The 15,748-nt window shown below is 40.9% G+C and carries 11 protein-coding genes and 3 pseudogenes; all 14 read left to right on the top strand.

The window, feature by feature from the left end; genetic code table 11:
- Positions 1-96 precede the first annotated feature (96 nt).
- The 14 genes and pseudogenes from BQ5364_RS12380 (at position 97) to BQ5364_RS12325 (ending at position 15,719) form a co-directional block, all read left to right on the top strand.
- Positions 97-522, top strand: a complete 426-nt coding sequence (locus BQ5364_RS12380; protein WP_071144762.1) for a metal-dependent transcriptional regulator — start codon at positions 97-99, stop codon at positions 520-522.
- A gap of 495 nt (positions 523-1,017) precedes the next feature.
- A pseudogene (locus tag BQ5364_RS18860) lies at positions 1,018-1,522 on the top strand (recombinase family protein); the annotation flags it as partial.
- 72 nt (positions 1,523-1,594) lie between these two features.
- A pseudogene (locus BQ5364_RS18855) lies at positions 1,595-2,626 on the top strand (PDDEXK nuclease domain-containing protein).
- The gene (locus BQ5364_RS12370; RefSeq protein WP_004611445.1) at positions 2,623-2,949 is read left to right on the top strand and encodes a hypothetical protein; all 327 of its coding nucleotides are present in this window, start codon (positions 2,623-2,625) and stop codon (positions 2,947-2,949) included. The pseudogene BQ5364_RS18855 and the gene BQ5364_RS12370 overlap by 4 nt, the downstream one beginning before the upstream one ends.
- Before the next feature lie 46 nt (positions 2,950-2,995).
- Positions 2,996-3,937, top strand: coding sequence for a DUF1848 domain-containing protein (locus BQ5364_RS12365; protein WP_004611444.1), 942 nt, complete (start codon positions 2,996-2,998; stop codon positions 3,935-3,937).
- Positions 3,938-4,087: 150 nt separating this feature from the next.
- Complete coding sequence (locus BQ5364_RS12360; RefSeq protein ID WP_071144761.1) at positions 4,088-5,920, top strand: NAD(P)-binding protein; 1,833 nt, start codon at positions 4,088-4,090, stop codon at positions 5,918-5,920.
- Complete coding sequence (locus BQ5364_RS12355; protein ID WP_071144396.1) at positions 5,914-7,686, top strand: [FeFe] hydrogenase, group A; 1,773 nt, start codon at positions 5,914-5,916, stop codon at positions 7,684-7,686. Before BQ5364_RS12360 ends, BQ5364_RS12355 begins: the two co-directional genes overlap by 7 nt.
- A gap of 183 nt (positions 7,687-7,869) precedes the next feature.
- Positions 7,870-8,514, top strand: a complete 645-nt coding sequence (locus tag BQ5364_RS17500) for a pyridoxamine 5'-phosphate oxidase family protein (RefSeq protein WP_136017826.1) — start codon at positions 7,870-7,872, stop codon at positions 8,512-8,514.
- Positions 8,468-9,738, top strand: a pseudogene (locus BQ5364_RS12350) (ABC transporter permease/substrate-binding protein). The gene BQ5364_RS17500 and the pseudogene BQ5364_RS12350 overlap by 47 nt, the downstream one beginning before the upstream one ends.
- 11 nt (positions 9,739-9,749) lie before the next feature.
- Positions 9,750-10,544, top strand: coding sequence for an ABC transporter ATP-binding protein (locus tag BQ5364_RS12345; protein ID WP_004611436.1), 795 nt, complete (start codon positions 9,750-9,752; stop codon positions 10,542-10,544).
- Between the two features lie 136 nt (positions 10,545-10,680).
- The gene (gene rbr / locus BQ5364_RS12340) at positions 10,681-11,220 is read left to right on the top strand and encodes a rubrerythrin (RefSeq protein ID WP_022250578.1); all 540 of its coding nucleotides are present in this window, start codon (positions 10,681-10,683) and stop codon (positions 11,218-11,220) included.
- Positions 11,221-11,411: 191 nt separating this feature from the next.
- Positions 11,412-12,848: an adenylosuccinate lyase gene (gene purB, locus BQ5364_RS12335; RefSeq protein ID WP_022250579.1), complete on the top strand. Its 1,437-nt coding sequence runs from the start codon at positions 11,412-11,414 to the stop codon at positions 12,846-12,848.
- Positions 12,849-12,862: 14 nt separating this feature from the next.
- Positions 12,863-14,140: an adenylosuccinate synthase gene (locus BQ5364_RS12330; RefSeq protein ID WP_071144395.1), complete on the top strand. Its 1,278-nt coding sequence runs from the start codon at positions 12,863-12,865 to the stop codon at positions 14,138-14,140.
- Between the two features lie 148 nt (positions 14,141-14,288).
- The gene (locus tag BQ5364_RS12325; RefSeq protein ID WP_044986660.1) at positions 14,289-15,719 is read left to right on the top strand and encodes a radical SAM protein; all 1,431 of its coding nucleotides are present in this window, start codon (positions 14,289-14,291) and stop codon (positions 15,717-15,719) included.
- Positions 15,720-15,748: the final 29 nt, after the last annotated feature.

Genomic DNA, 15,748 nt, shown 5'->3' with positions numbered 1-15,748 from the left:
AAGAAGAAAGGGGGGCGCACATGGATGTTTTCATTGGTTATTCGTGAAGCATGGGAAGAATTGCAAAAAAAACAGACGAAGGAAAGCAAAGAGTTTATGAAGCCCGTAATAACTCCGTCCGGGGAGGACTATCTGGAAACCATCCTTGTTCTCCATAAGAAAATGGGTATGGTGCGCTCCGTAGATGTTGCCCGGCACATGGGAGTGTCAAAACCGAGTGTTTGTGTGGCGGTCAACACCCTGAAAGACGGCGGCTTTCTCATAATGGATGAAGATCACCTTCTCCATTTGACCGATGTGGACCGCGAGGTTGCCGAAAAGATTTATGAACGTCATTGCTTCTTTACAGAACAGCTTATCGCAGCAGGTGTTGATCCAGAAACTGCAGAGGTCGATGCCTGCCGTATAGAACATGTAATCAGTAATGAAAGCTTTGAACGGTTGAAAAAGGCTGCCTTTAGAAATCAGGAAAACGAGATTTCTGCCCTGTCAAAAGAGATAAAGGATAAGCCCACCGAATAAAAAAAACGGTGTTTCGGTGGGCGGCTTCATCATGCCTTATTACACATCTTCCCTCTGAACCCGTTTTGAGTTTGGAGGGATTTTTTATGTGCTGGTCTGCTTCAGACGCCCCGCTGCTTATTCAAAGCAGCAACTACCTACATAATTTCATATAGGAATGAGGATAGCCTCTCAAAAAAACCTTCTTCTGTTGGTGGCACTCTCACGCCCCTAATATAGAAGTTTTAGTTGTTCATAATGAACCTCCTGAAATAAATGTTGCTTGTAGTAAATAGTGAAAACAAACAGCAAAACGGAGGTGGGCGAATAAAAAAATCAGATATGTAATTGTTGAATGATACAAAATGTGATAGATTAATCATAGCAGTTCTTTTGTTGTGTGAGTTTGTTGTGTTAGGGGTAATTCAACAATATAACATATACAAAAAAACTGCTACTTTTATTTGAAAAAAGCAACGATTGTATTGTACGTAATGCTAGCCATCGCGCTAGCGATTTGGTACAATAAGTGATGAAGAAAAGAAGAGTATAATTACTTATCTTATAAAGGAAGTTCAAATTTATCCGCATGGTGAATCGGAAATGCCGTTAAAGTCTATTGAGTTTAACTTTCCGATATATCGTGATGGTAAAGAAGTAAGGAAGATTTTGTGGGAATCTGGTAATACCGTTGAAAGTATCATGCTTTTGTCCCGAAAATAACCAGATAGTGTTATCAATGCGAAGGAAAAGTGCCGCTTGATAATATAATATTGCTAAGAGAGCCGTTGCGTACAAGCCGAAAGAGCGCGTGACCAACAAGATGATTAAGGAATACATAGAAGCGAAATATGGCTTCAAGATACATACCGCATACATCGCAGAGGTGAAGTGAAAATTGGGCTTGCCGATGTATGATGTTCATAATGCGGTGGAAGAATTGAAACAGCCGAGGAAACATCCGACAGCAGAGAAAGTGGAAGCAATAAGGGATGCATTGAGATATTTTGAAGTAATATAGCTTGTATTGCAAAATATTAGAAAGATTAATAGATAATTTGTAAATGAGAGGATGCTTTGATATGATGAACGAATTTTTTATAAGGAAATTAAAGAAATTTTAATTTCAGCAAGAAATAAAGTCTATCAGACAGCCAATTTTGCAATGGTTGAAGCCTACTGGAATATCGGGAAATCAATCATTGAAGAACAAGGTGGTAATGAGAAAGCGGAGTATGGTACAGGTTTACTAAAAGAGTTGTCAAAGCAAATGACACAGGATTTTGGAAAAGGATTTACCGTTGCCAATTTGAAAAATATGCGACAGTTTTATTTGACATTTCCAGATGGCTACGCATTGCGTATCGAATTGAGTTGGACGCATTATCGGCTTCTGATGCGAGTAGAGAATGAAAATGCAAGAGAATTTTATATGCAGGAAGCTGTAAAATCTCAATGGAGTACCAGATAACTTGAGCGACAGATAAATTCATTTTTTTATGAAAGGTTATTATCCAGTAAAAATAAAAAGCAAGTTGCAGAGGAAATACAGACATTAGAGCCAGCGAAAAAAACAGAAGATGTTATACGTGACCCGTATGTGTTGGAATTTCTTGGGCTGACACCTAATGATGATTTTTATGAAAGTGATTTAGAGCAAGCGTTAATTACACATTTGCAGAAATTTCTTTTAGAACTCGGTAGAGGATTTTCTTTTGTTGCCAGACAGAAAAGAATTACTTTCGATGGTCGTCATTTTAGAATTGACCTTGTATTCTATAATTACATTTTGAAATGTTTTGTTCTGATGGATTTAAAAGTTGGTGATTTAACACATCAGGATTTAGGTCAGATGCAAATGTATGTTCACTATTATGAGCGGGAGCTTATGAATGAAGGGGACAATCCTCCGATTGGCATTGTATTATGTGCAGATAAAAGTGAATCTGTGGTTAAATATACGCTGCCTGAAAATGAAACACAGATTTTTGCTTCAAAATATAAATTATATTTACCAAGCGAAGAAGAATTATTGAGGGAGTTAAATCAGGAATATCAAGCGTTGGAGTCTAGCAAGACAGTGGGAGAAGATATTGGTAGTGAAAAAGAGGAGGGGAGATATTGAAATATACAGGAAAATATAAAGAAATGGCGGAACAGTTTCAAAAGGATGGTTGTGATGAATATACGATAGAGCAATTTATTAGGCGAGAGATGGAAACAGATGGGTTTACTAAGGGCGGTGGAACAACAGACCTAGAAGCTGTGAAGCTTTGGAAAAGCTATCCGGATGAGATGAAGGAAATATGGTTTCACAATGCGTTCTGTATTAACTGCGGAAAAGTATCATTTAAGCCGGGATATAGTCTGCGGAAAGATAAATTTGGCGTGGTAATTGAAGGCTTCTGTGCTAAATGCGGAGAACGGATTATAAGGTGCTGTGACTGATGAATAGGATAGAAACTGCAAAACAGTGAAAAAATGAGGAATCACCATGATATTAAGTGCAAGCAGAAGAACAGATATTCCGAATTATTATTCGGAATGGTTTATAAATAGAATAAGAGAGGGCTTTTTATATGTGCGTAACCCGATGAATGCACATCAGGTAAGTAAAATCAATCTATCACCGGACGTGATAGATTGTATTGTATTTTGGACAAAAAATCCAATCAATATGTTAGGAAAACTAGAAGAACTAAAACCTTACATGTATTATTTTCAATTTACACTGACTGGGTACGGAAGAGATGTGGAACCAAATCTTCCGCACAAGAGGGAAGCACTGATTCCCACATTTCAAAGGTTATCTGAGCAAATTGGAAAAGAGAGGGTGATATGGAGATATGATCCGATATTTCTAAGTGACAGATATACGGTAGAGTATCATATAAAAGCATTTGAGGAGATTGCGGCGAGTCTTGCTGGATATACGGATAAAGTTGTGATTAGTTTTATAGATTTCTACAAAAAAACGATGCGAAATACAAGAACTCTTGCAATTCAGCAGATGACGGCTCAGAAGACGAGAACTCTTGCTGAAAAAATGGCAGAGATTGCTTTAAGATATTCGTTGGATATTGAGACATGTGCTGAGAAAATCAATCTTCAGGAGTTTGGAATTTCAAAAGGGCATTGTATTGATAAAAGGTTGATTGAAAAGCTTTTAGGATGTGAGCTGAGCGGACAGAAAGATAAATATCAGAGAGAGTCTTGTGGTTGTTTGGAGAGTGTTGAAGTGGGAACATACAATACGTGTTTCAATGGTTGTAAATATTGCTATGCAAATTTCCATGAAACAAAGGTAAAAGAGAATGCGAGACAATATGATAAAAGTTCACCGCTGTTATGCGGAACGCTTACACAGTATGATAAGATTACGGACAGAAAAATAAAGTCTCTCAAGGATGGACAATTTTCGCTTTTTAGAGAGTGACGCTCTGTTAAAAATCTAACCATTTTGTTAAATAAACTACTTTTAGCAAAAATAATTACAAGCCTCTCGCTTGATGCTATAATAGCTACTATTACGTTACTACACTACAGTGAGCGTATTTGTAAAACAAAAGAAGGGATGGTAAAAGCAATGAGTAGATTAGAGCTTGCGTCGCCTACAAGAGCTGATATTATTATGGAAGAGCTCTATAAGGATTTGGAACGCAGAATTGAATCGAGCCCGCCAGGATTATGTCCGGTTGATATGGCGCGTGCATTTTTGGAACTATGTCATGCACAGACTTGTGGAAAATGTGTGCCATGTCGAATCGGTCTTGGACAATTGAATGGTTTCATCAAGGATGTGCTGGATGGAAATGCGACGATGGAGACACTGGATATTATGGAGCAGACAGCGCTTTCTATTATGGAGTCGGCGGACTGCGCCATCGGCTATGAGGCGGCTCACACAGTATATAAAGGATTGATCGGTTATCGTGATGACTATGTGGAGCATATAAAAAATGGGCGTTGTACCTGTACATACAGCCAGCCGGTGCCGTGTGTATCGTTATGTCCGGCACATGTGGATGTTCCGGGATATGTAGCGCTTGTCGGAGAGGGGAGATATAAGGATGCAGTTCGTCTGATTCGTAAAGACAATCCGTTTCCGACTACGTGTGGGTTTATCTGTGAGCATCCATGCGAGGCGAGATGCCGTAGAAATATGATGGATGATGCCATTAACATCCGTGGTTTGAAAAGAGTGGCGGCGGATTTTGCAGGTGAGGTGGAACCACCGGCTTGTGCACCGTCCACCGGAAAGCGTATTGCAGTGCTCGGCGGAGGCCCGGGAGGATTAAGTGCGGCATATTATCTGCAGCTTATGGGACATCAGACAACCGTCTATGAGATGCTTCCGAAGCTTGGAGGAATGCTTCGTTACGGAATCCCGAACTATCGTCTGCCAAAAGAACGCCTTGAAGAAGATGTGAATGCTATTTTAAAAACAGGTGTTGAGGTAAAATACGGTTTGAAGATCGGAACAGATATTACGATTCAGCAGCTTCAGAAAGAGTATGATGCAGTGTTAATTACCATTGGAGCAAGTACGGATAAAAAACTGGGCTTGGAAGGCGAGGATGCAGAAGGGATCTTTTCGGCAGTGCAGTTTTTAAGAAATGTAGGTCAGAATATCATCATGGATCTGACAGGGAAAGAAGTTGCGGTAATCGGAGGCGGTAATGTTACAATGGATGTTGTTCGTACAGCAAAACGTCTTGGTGCGAAGAAAGTCAGTGCCGTATATAGAAGAAGGGCTGCCGATATGACAGCGCTTCCGATAGAGATTGAGGGTGCAGTGGCAGAGGGCATTGAGATGCAGACATTAAAGGCACCGGCTTCTTTAGATGTGGATGAAAATCATCACATCAAGGGGATCTATGTGACACCGCAGATGATCAGCGCAATTAACAATGGTCGCGCAAGTATCAAACCGACCGGTGAGGAAGATGTGTACATTCCTTGTGATGTTTTAGTTGTTGCAGTAGGTCAAAATATAGAGACGAAACATTTTGAGGAGGCCGGAATTCTGGTAAGCCGCGGGAAAATCGTCACAAAGAGTAATGGTTCTATAGAAAATCTGCCGGGAGTATTTGCGGGTGGAGACTGTGCAAGCGGACCAGCTTCTGTTATCAAAGCGATTGCGGCGGCGAAAGTGGCGGCTGCCAATATTGATGAGTATTTGGGATATCGTCATGAGATTTCCTGTGATGTGGAGATTCCGGAAGCGCATTTAGATGACAGAACTCCTTGTGGCAGAGTGAATTTGACAGAGCGTGAGGCAAGCGAGCGTGTGAAAGACTGGGAAGGCTGTGAGAATTGCATGACAGAAAAAGAGGCAAAGCAGGAAGCCGGTCGCTGTCTGCGATGTGACCATTTCGGATATGGAATCTTTAAAGGAGGCAGAGAAAAAATATGGTAAATCTTACAATAGACGGAAAGCAGATTACTGTAAAAGAGAATAGCACGATCATGGAGGCAGCTGCCCAGAATGGGATTCCGATTCCACATCTATGTTATCTGAAAGGAATCAATGAGATTGCAGCCTGTCGCGTCTGTGTGGTGGAGTTGGAAGGAAAAGAAAGACTGATTACCTCGTGTAATAATGTGGCAAAAGAGGGGATGGTCATCTACACAAACAGTCCGAAGGTGAGAAGGCATAGAAAAACGAATGTAGAATTGATTCTTTCACAGCATAATTGTGAGTGTGTTACTTGCCCGAGAAGTGGAAACTGTATGCTGCAGACTGTTGCGAATGATTTGAACATTCTTGAAATCCCATACAGGATGCAATTAGAGAAACAGATGTGGAACAAAGAGTTTCCATTGATTCGGGATTCTTCCAAATGTATCAAATGCATGCGTTGTATTCAGGTTTGTGATAAGGTACAGTCATTGCATATCTGGGATGTGGAAGGAACAGGCTCCAGAACAACGGTAAATGTGTCTGGACATAAGACGATTGAAGAGTCAGCCTGTTCGCTCTGTGGTCAGTGTGTTACGCATTGTCCGGTGGGAGCTCTTCGAGAGAGAAATGACACGGAGAAAGTGTGGGAGGCTCTTTCAGATCCAAATAAGATTGTAGTGACACAGGTGGCTCCGGCAGTGCGTACCGCATGGGGAGAAGAATTTGGGCTGCAGCCAAATGAGGCGACAGTGGGCATGATCCTGGATGCACTCAAGAAAATGGGAGCCGATTATGTGTTTGATACCTGCTTCTCAGCGGATCTTACGATTATGGAGGAAGCAACGGAGTTTATTCAGAGATTTACTTCAGGAGAATTAAAGGATCGTCCAATGTTCACTTCGTGTTGTCCTGGATGGGTTCGATTTGCAAAATCCCAGTTCCCTCATATGGTCAAATATGTTTCTTCTGCAAAGTCACCGCAGCAGATGTTTGGTACAGTTATGAAGACGTATTTTGCGCAAAAACTAGGCGTAAGTCCGGAGCAGATTTTCACAGTCTCAATCATGCCGTGTCTGGCAAAAAAAGGAGAGCAGGAGATGGAGTTGTTCCACGGAGAATATGCAGGTAAAGATATTGATGTGGTACTTACGACAAGAGAATTCGTGAAAATGATTCGAGCAGCGCATATTAGTCCGGAGACATTGAAAAATCGAGAAAGTGATCGTCCAATGCAGGAGGGAACAGGAGCCGGTGTGATCTTTGGAACGACTGGCGGTGTAATGGAAGCGGCGCTTCGCAGTGCATATTTTTTCCTTAAAGGTGAGAATGCAGCGGCTGATGCATTTCAGGCAGTGAGAGCGGAAGGCTTCAATGCAAACCACGGCGTGCAGGAAGCAGAATTTCAGATTGATGATATTACCGTGCGGACAGCGGTGGTAAGCGGACTTGGAAATACAAGGGCGCTGATGAAGAAAATCGAGAGAGGCGAAGTACACTATGATTTTGTAGAAGTGATGGCATGTCCGGGCGGATGTGTAGGGGGCGGCGGACAGCCGATTCACGACGGAGAGGAGCGGGCTTTTGAAAGAGGCAAGAGGCTTTATCAGTTAGATGCAGATGCGAAAATCCGTTATTCACATGACAATCCGGATATCAAGCGCCTCTATGAAGAATATTTTGGTGAGCCGAATGAACATAAGGCGCACATGCTGTTACATACAGATCATCTGGAGAGTATGGAACGATATGGAACAGGATATCGGAATTATAGAGAAGAATAAAACATTTGAAGCAGCAGTTAATCTGTAAGATTGACTGCTGCTTGTTTTAGAATGAAGTTTTTGGACGAATGTCTGAGGTGTAAAATATAATGACGAAATGGTTGTAACTATTGACAATACAACGGAAACGTGGTAGATTTGTTGTAACAAAAAATATTACAACAATTACTTGGAGGAATGGATATGAATGTTCAGAGATGTTTGGAAATATTACGTGAAATAAAGGATGTTGCGTTTGCCACAGTTGATGAAAAGGGACTTCCTCAAATTCGTATTATTGATGTGATGCTGGTTGAAAATGAGAAACTGTACTTTTGCACCGCAAGAGGAAAAGATTTTTACAGCCAGATTATCAAAAACAGTCAGGTTGCCATTACTGGAATGAATCAAAATTTTCAAATGATCCGGTTAGACGGTAAGGCTGAAAAATTGGAAGAACACAGAAAGTGGATTGACAGGATTTTTGAGGAAAATCCGTCCATGAACACCGTTTATCCTAATGAGAGCAGATATGTACTCGAAGCGTTCTGCATTGAGAATGGTTCTGTTGAGTTTTTTGACTTGGGAAAAGAGCCGATTGTCAGAGAAGGTTTTATGCTCGGAAGTGCAAAGACAAAAGAAAACGGGTTTTTTATTACAGATGCATGTATTCAATGTGGAAAGTGCGAAGATATTTGTCCGCAAAAGTGTATTACAGAGTATGTGGTTGGTCTTTATAGAAAAAAAGGCTTTCTTTTTGAATCTATTATGGGAGCATTTAGAGATTTCTCTGGTTGCTATTGTGATAGCTGTTTTATTCGGTGGCATAGTCGGAATCCTGATCAGTGAATTTCAAAAGACAGCAAAACGGACTTTGGGAATAATAAATTTTTTATATACAATCCCATCTATTTCTATGCTTGGCTTTTTAATTCCTTTTTCGGGTGTTGGAAATGCGACTGCTGTTATTGCACTGACGGTTTACGCTCTTTTGCCAATGGTAAGAAATACCCACACCGGAATAGCAAATGTTGACCTTGCTATTTTAGAGGCGGCAAAAGGTATGGGAAGCACAAGAATGCAGATTCTTTTCAAGATAAAACTGCCGCTTGCGATGCCGGTTGTTTTGTCCGGAATTCGCAATATGGTTACAATGACAATCGCCCTTGCAGGTATAGCTTCGTTCATAGGTGCAGGAGGTTTGGGTGTTGCGATTTACAGAGGTATCACGACAAACAACGCTGCAATGACTATGGTTGGCAGCTTACTCATTGCTCTGCTTGCATTGATCATGGATTTTCTGCTTGTTTTTTTTGAAAAACGAATCAGCAGACGCAGCATAAAGGCGAAAAAGACAAATCGTATAATAGCAATTGTCGTATGTTTACTTTGCCTGTGCATGGCGATTGGCACATTATTTCCTGTTAATAGACAGGATACAATACATATCGCGACAAAGCCGATGACAGAACAATATGTGTTGGGGGAAATGTTGGACATTCTGATCGAACAGGATACAGATTTAAATGTGGAATTAACACAAGGTGTCGGCGGAGGCACGTCGAATATTAAGCCTGCAATGGAAAGCGGTGAATTTGATATTTATCCAGAATATACAGGGACAGCTTGGAATATGGTTTTGAAAAAAGACAGCTTGTATTCGGAGCAGAATATGATTTCTTTGAGCGGGAAGATGGATATGATGCTCTTTGTGACGCTTATGGTTTCACATTCAAAAAGACCATGGACATGGATATTGGATTGAAATATCAGGCAATCAATGAAGGAAAAATTGATGTAATGGTCATTTTTACGACAGACGGACAGCTAAGCGTTTCAGATGTTACTGTTTTAGAGGATGATAAAAATTTTTATCCGTCCTATCTGTGCGGAAATGTGATTCGTTCTGAAGTTTTAGAAGAACATCCTGAATTGGCGGAAATATTTAACAAGCTTACAGGGGTTATTTCAGATAAAGATATGGCACAAATGAATTACGCTGTCGAGAGCGAGGGAAAAGAGCCAAGAGAAGTAGCCGAAACGTTTTTGCGAAATGCAAATCTTTTGAAATGAGGTGACAAGAAATGAACACAGCAATTGAATTTAAAAATATCAAAAAAGTATATGGGAACAAAGTTGTTTTGGAAAGATTCAACTTTTCTGTTGCAAAGGGTGAATTTGTTACGATCATCGGTTCTTCCGGATGCGGAAAAACAACGGTTTTAAAAATGATAAATGGTCTTATCGAGCCGACAAGTGGTGATATTTTTGTAGACGGAAGCAATATTCTGGATAAAAACTTGACAGAACTGCGGCCCAATATCGGATATGTAATTCAGGGGAGCGTTTTGTTCCCGCATATGACAGTAGAACAGAATATTTCTTATGTTCAGAATCTCATCAACAAGAAAAATAAGGAAAAGACCAAGCTTGCAGTTTCCAAATGGATGAAACTGGTTGGTCTTGACGAAGAGTTGAAAGAGCGCTATCCGGCTGAGTTATCGGGAGGACAGCAGCAGAGGGTTGGAATAGCAAGAGCACTGGCGGCATCTCCTGAGATTCTGCTGATGGACGAGCCTTTCGGTGCGGTTGATGAAATTACTCGTGGACAGTTGCAGATTGAGCTGAAACAAATCCATAAAAAAACGGGGATCACCGTTTTGTTTGTCACTCACGATATTTCGGAGGCGCTGAAACTTGGCACAAAGGTGCTTGTTATGGGTAAAGGTCAGGTGCAGCAGTATGCAAAGCCGGACGACCTTTTGCGTAATCCAAATACAGATTTTGTAAAACAGCTAGTGGACAAAGAGAGACGTACCTGTTATTTGCCTGATGAACGCTTAGAAGATTGTGAGTATAGCGGAGCAGGGAATAAGTAGTTCGGATGAGGCGGTGAAGAGATTTATAAATATTTTGATAAAAGTGGGTACAGCACGAAAAAACTGTGCTAAAATAGAAGCAAGATAAGCTGTTTTCCAAGTGATAAATATGTTAAAAAGTAAGGAGATGATTTTTATGAACAATAAGTATGTGGGAACAGAGACAGAAAAAAATTTAAGAAGTGCTTTTTCAGGAGAGTCGGAGGCGAGAAATAAATACACTTATTTCGCTTCCGTAGCAAAAAAAGAAGGTTATGAGCAGATTGCTGCATTATTCCAAAAGACGGCGGATAATGAAAAAGAGCATGCGAAGATGTGGTTTAAAGAATTAAACGGAATCGGAAATACGGCAGATAATCTGAAAGCAGCCGCAGAAGGTGAAAATTACGAGTGGACAGATATGTATGAGGGATTTGCGAAGACAGCAGAAGAGGAAGGATTTCCGGAACTGGCAGCAAAATTTCGCCTTGTAGCCGAGATTGAGAAGCATCATGAGGAACGGTATAGAGCATTATTGAAGAATGTCGAGACGGCAGCTGTGTTTGAAAAAAGTGAAGTGAAAGTATGGGAGTGCAGAAACTGTGGTCATCTTGTAGTGGGAACAAAAGCACCGGAAGTTTGTCCAACATGTGCTCATCCTCAGAGCTATTTTGAAGTTCGGGCTGAAAATTATTAAAATGAAACAGAAAACGGCTTATCTGCTTTAAATAAGGAATGTATGCAAACAAAAAACTTGACAATACTTTCTCATAGGTATATCATGTTTGACGTAAGGACAAAGGGGTCTTGAAAACAGGGTGTAACAGATGTTTTCATGGTATCTTTGTCTTATTCTATTTTATTTGACAGGTCAAAGTAGGAGGAAATATGAGAACAGATATTTACCAGTCGCCACTATGTGGCAGATATGCAAGTTATGAGATGCAAAATATTTTTTCGGCAGACCAGAAGTTTTCTATGTGGAGAAAATTATGGGTAGCACTCGCAGAGAGCGAAAAAGAATTAGGGTTGCCGATCACAGAAGAACAGATTGAGGAAATGAAGTCACAGATTCATAATATTGATTATGAAGCTGCGAAAAAGTACGAATTAGAACTTCGCCATGATGTGATGGCGCATGTGCATGCGTATGGAGATGCATGTCCGAATGCGGCTGGAATTATCCATCTCGGAGCAACTTCCTGCTATGTTGGAGATAATACAGACATTATTTTAATGCATACAGCATTAAAGAGAGTGCGCGTGCTTTTAGTCAATGCGATAGACGCACTCAGCAAGTTCGCGGAACAATACAAATCACTGCCAACACTTGCATATACACATTTTCAGGCAGCACAGCCTACAACAGTCGGAAAGAGAGCGTGCCTTTGGCTGAATGACCTGTTGTTTGATCTGGAGCAGTTGGACTTTCAATTAGATAGTATGAGACTGCTTGGATGCAAAGGAACAACAGGAACCGGAGCAAGCTTTTTAGAGCTTTTTGACGGAGATGAGAAAAAAGTAGAATTATTAGAACAGAAGATTGCAGAAAAGATAGGATTTTCAAAATGCCAGAGTGTAAGTGGACAAACGTATACACGTAAAGTAGATTTTGCTGTCTTACAGGTGCTTTCAGGAATTGCCCAAAGTGTATCTAAGTTTTCAAGTGACATCAGACTTTTGAGCCATTTAAAAGAGGTGGATGAACCGTTTGAGGAGAAGCAGATTGGTTCTTCTGCGATGGCATATAAGAGAAATCCAATGAGAAGTGAGAGAATGGCTTCTTTGGCACGCTATGTGATCTGTGACCTGCAGAATACCGCAGTGACAGCATCTGCACAGTGGTTCGAGAGAACATTGGATGACTCGGCTAACAAACGTTTATCTGTACCGGAAGCATTTCTTGCGGTAGATGCAATTTTGAATTTGTACATCAATGTAGTGCGTGGTATGAAAGTATATCCGGCTGTGATCAGACAGCATTTGGAAGAGGAACTTCCGTTTATGGCGACGGAGAATATTATGATGTATTGCGTGAAGAATAAAAACGGAGACAGACAGGTTCTGCATGAGGCAATTCGCCAGCATTCCGTGAAGGCGGCAGAACAAGTGAAATTGTATGGAAAGAAGAATGATTTGTTGGACAGAATCAAAGCCGACGACACATTTGCGCTTTCTGATGAAGAGATTGAGATGTTGATGCAGCCGGAGACATTTACCGGAATGGCTGCACATCAATGCGACAAATTTTTAAAAGAGATTGTGGCACCAGTGCTGGAACAGTCTAAGGATGAACCAAGTGTTACAGCGGATATTAATGTCTGAAAGGAGTTTGAAATATGTTAACAGCGATTGTAGGTACGAACTGGGGCGATGAAGGAAAGGGAAGAATGGTAGACCTTCTGAGCGAGGATTATGACGTAGTTGTTCGTTATCAAGGCGGAAACAATGCGGGTCATACAGTGATCAACGAAAAAGGAAAATTTATTATGAACCTGATGCCGTCAGGGATTTGCCGTGAGGATACGGTGAATATTTTAGGACCAGGAGTGGTAATAGATCTGGAACATTTATACGGAGAGGTACAAAAACTGGAGGAAGCAGGTGTTTCTGTAACTCCAAAGAATTTAAAAATCAGTGACAGAGCAACGATTTGTATGCCATATCACAAGCTTTTAGACTGTCTGGAGGAAGATCGTCTGGCAGATAAAAAGTTTGGTTCTACACGTCGTGGAATCTCGCCCGTATATGCGGACAAATATATGAAAAAAGCGTTCCGCATGGGTGATCTGCTTCACATGGATACATTGAAGAAAAGACTTGCAGATGTGCTTGAATGGAAGAATCTGACTGTGGAAGGCGGATATAAAAATGCGCCGGTTCAGGTGGACGAGATGTTTGCATGGCTTGAAAAATACGGTACATTTTTTGCATCATTTGTATGCAACACAACAGAGTATCTTTCAGATGCAATGAATGATGGAAAATCAATTATTTTTGAAGCACAGCTCGGAGCGCTTCGTGATATTGATTTTGGTATTTATCCATATACATCAGCGTCCACAACATTGGCAGCATATGCACCGATTGGAGCAGGCGCACCATTTGCAAAATTAGATGAGAGCATTGGTATTATGAAAGCGTACTCAAGTTGTGTAGGTGAAGGACCATTTACATGTGAGATGTTTGGAGAAGAAGCAGAGGCTCTTCGTATGGCAGGCGGTGAGTATGGTGCAGCAACAGGAAGACCAAGAAGAGTCGGTGGATTTGATGTGGTTGCTTCCCGTTATGGTGCGAAGATGCAGGGATGCACATATGTTGCATTGACAAAGTTAGATGTGCTTTCTTATATGGATGAGATTCCGGTTTGTACGGCTTATGAGTTGAACGGAGAAGTGATTCATACATTCCCTTCTGACATTGATTCATTGAATGCAGCAAAGCCTGTATATGAATATATGAAAGGCTTTAAGTGCGATATCAGTGGCTGCCGCACAAAAGAAGATTTGCCAAAAGAGGCGCTTGAGTATATCCAATACATTGAAAAAGTGATTGAGTGCCCGGTAAAATATGTTTCTGTAGGAGCAGAGCGTGACGCATATATTAAAATGTTTTAATTTTTAGATGATAAGTTGTTTGTCTTATGAGCAGATGAACAACTTTTTTTTATTTTTGTGCGATAACCGGTGGAAGTCAATTAAGAAAACAAGTATAATAAAGGAATGTAAAGTGCAAAATAATAAATTGAATGATGAGAGGTATGTTTTGAATAAGAAAGAGAAAGAACAAAGACATGTTATTAAAGAGGTGTATCCGGATTCAATCGCAGAGGAGTTGGAGATTGAGGCCGGGGATGTGCTCCTTGCAATCAACGATCAGGCGATACAGGATGTCTTTGACTACAGATATTTGATAAAAAATGAATATATTGAAGTGTTGGTCGAAAAACAGGATGGGGAAGAATGGCTTCTGGAGATTGACAAAGATTATGATGAAGATCTTGGAATTGAATTCGAGAATGGGCTTATGAGTGAATACCGTACCTGCAGCAACAAGTGTATTTTCTGCTTTATTGATCAGATGCCGCCGGGAATGCGCGAGACACTTTATTTTAAGGATGACGACTCCAGACTGTCCTTTTTGCAGGGAAACTATATCACGTTGACAAATATGAAGCTGCCGGATATTGAACGTATCATACAGATGCATTTGGCGCCGATCAATATATCCGTGCAGACTACTAATCCGGAATTGCGATGTAAGATGCTGCATAATCGTTTTGCGGGAGAGAAACTGAAATTTTTAGATATCCTATATGAAAACCATATCGAGATGAATGGTCAGGTTGTTGTATGTAAGAATGTCAATGACGGGAAAGAGCTGGAGCGGACGATCGACGATCTCTCAAAATTTCTTCCGTTTATGAGAAGTGTGTCTGCGGTGCCGGCAGGAATTACAAAGTACCGAGAAGGCCTGTATCCGCTTGAGTTATTTACGAAAGAAGAAGCAGGGCAGGTGATCGATATGATCGAGAGCCGCCAAAAGAAATATTATGAGGAATTTGGTCTTCATTTTATTCATGCCAGTGATGAATGGTATATTCTGGCGGGACGGGAATTCCCGGAAGAAGAACGCTATGACGGATATATTCAGCTGGAGAATGGTGTCGGAATGATGCGTCTTTTGATCAATGAATTTCAGGAGGCATTAGAGCAGCTTCGAAGAAGTCAGGAATATGAACAGATGAAGAAATCATTTTCAAGAACGGTTACAATTGCCACAGGTAAACTGACCTACCAGACAATCAGTAAGTTTGCTGAGACATTGATGGAAGAATTTCCGGGACTTACCGTTCATGTATATGCGATTCGCAATGATTTCTTTGGTGAGACGATTACCGTGTCAGGACTGATTACCGGTCAGGATCTGATCGGTCAACTGAAGGAAAAGAAGGAAAGTGGCGTGAAACTTGGTGATACGCTTCTGATTCCAGGCAACATGCTAAGAAGCGGTGAACAGGTATTTTTGGACGATCTGACAGTGGAAGACGCAAGGCGGGCACTTGAGATGGAGGTGACCGCAGTGGAATCAGGTGGACAAGATCTGATCGATGCGATATTGAATGTGGATTATGCTATGGAAAGAGAAAATGATAATTTTGTCTATATACAGGCATATAAAAAAGATGAAAAATAATAAAAAGTTGGGGAATTCTCCTGTGAGGA

This window comes from Coprococcus phoceensis, assembly GCF_900104635.1.
In the GTDB taxonomy this organism is placed as follows: domain Bacteria; phylum Bacillota; class Clostridia; order Lachnospirales; family Lachnospiraceae; genus Faecalimonas; species Faecalimonas phoceensis.
Note: the sequence above shows the minus strand (reverse complement) of the source record. Positions and strands in the feature narration are given on the sequence as shown.

Bases quoted from the DNA above. Each gene is read 5' to 3' on its own strand.
- rbr (WP_022250578.1), top strand. From the start codon at position 10,681: ATGAACAATAAGTATGTGGGAACAGAGACAGAAAAAAATTTAAGAAGT.
- BQ5364_RS12355 (WP_071144396.1), top strand. From the start codon at position 5,914: ATGGTAAATCTTACAATAGACGGAAAGCAGATTACTGTAAAAGAGAAT.
- BQ5364_RS12345 (WP_004611436.1), top strand. From the start codon at position 9,750: ATGAACACAGCAATTGAATTTAAAAATATCAAAAAAGTATATGGGAAC.
- BQ5364_RS17500 (WP_136017826.1), top strand. From the start codon at position 7,870: ATGAATGTTCAGAGATGTTTGGAAATATTACGTGAAATAAAGGATGTT.
- BQ5364_RS12330 (WP_071144395.1), top strand. From the start codon at position 12,863: ATGTTAACAGCGATTGTAGGTACGAACTGGGGCGATGAAGGAAAGGGA.
- purB (WP_022250579.1), top strand. From the start codon at position 11,412: ATGAGAACAGATATTTACCAGTCGCCACTATGTGGCAGATATGCAAGT.
- BQ5364_RS12365 (WP_004611444.1), top strand. From the start codon at position 2,996: ATGATATTAAGTGCAAGCAGAAGAACAGATATTCCGAATTATTATTCG.
- BQ5364_RS12360 (WP_071144761.1), top strand. From the start codon at position 4,088: ATGAGTAGATTAGAGCTTGCGTCGCCTACAAGAGCTGATATTATTATG.
- BQ5364_RS12380 (WP_071144762.1), top strand. From the start codon at position 97: ATGAAGCCCGTAATAACTCCGTCCGGGGAGGACTATCTGGAAACCATC.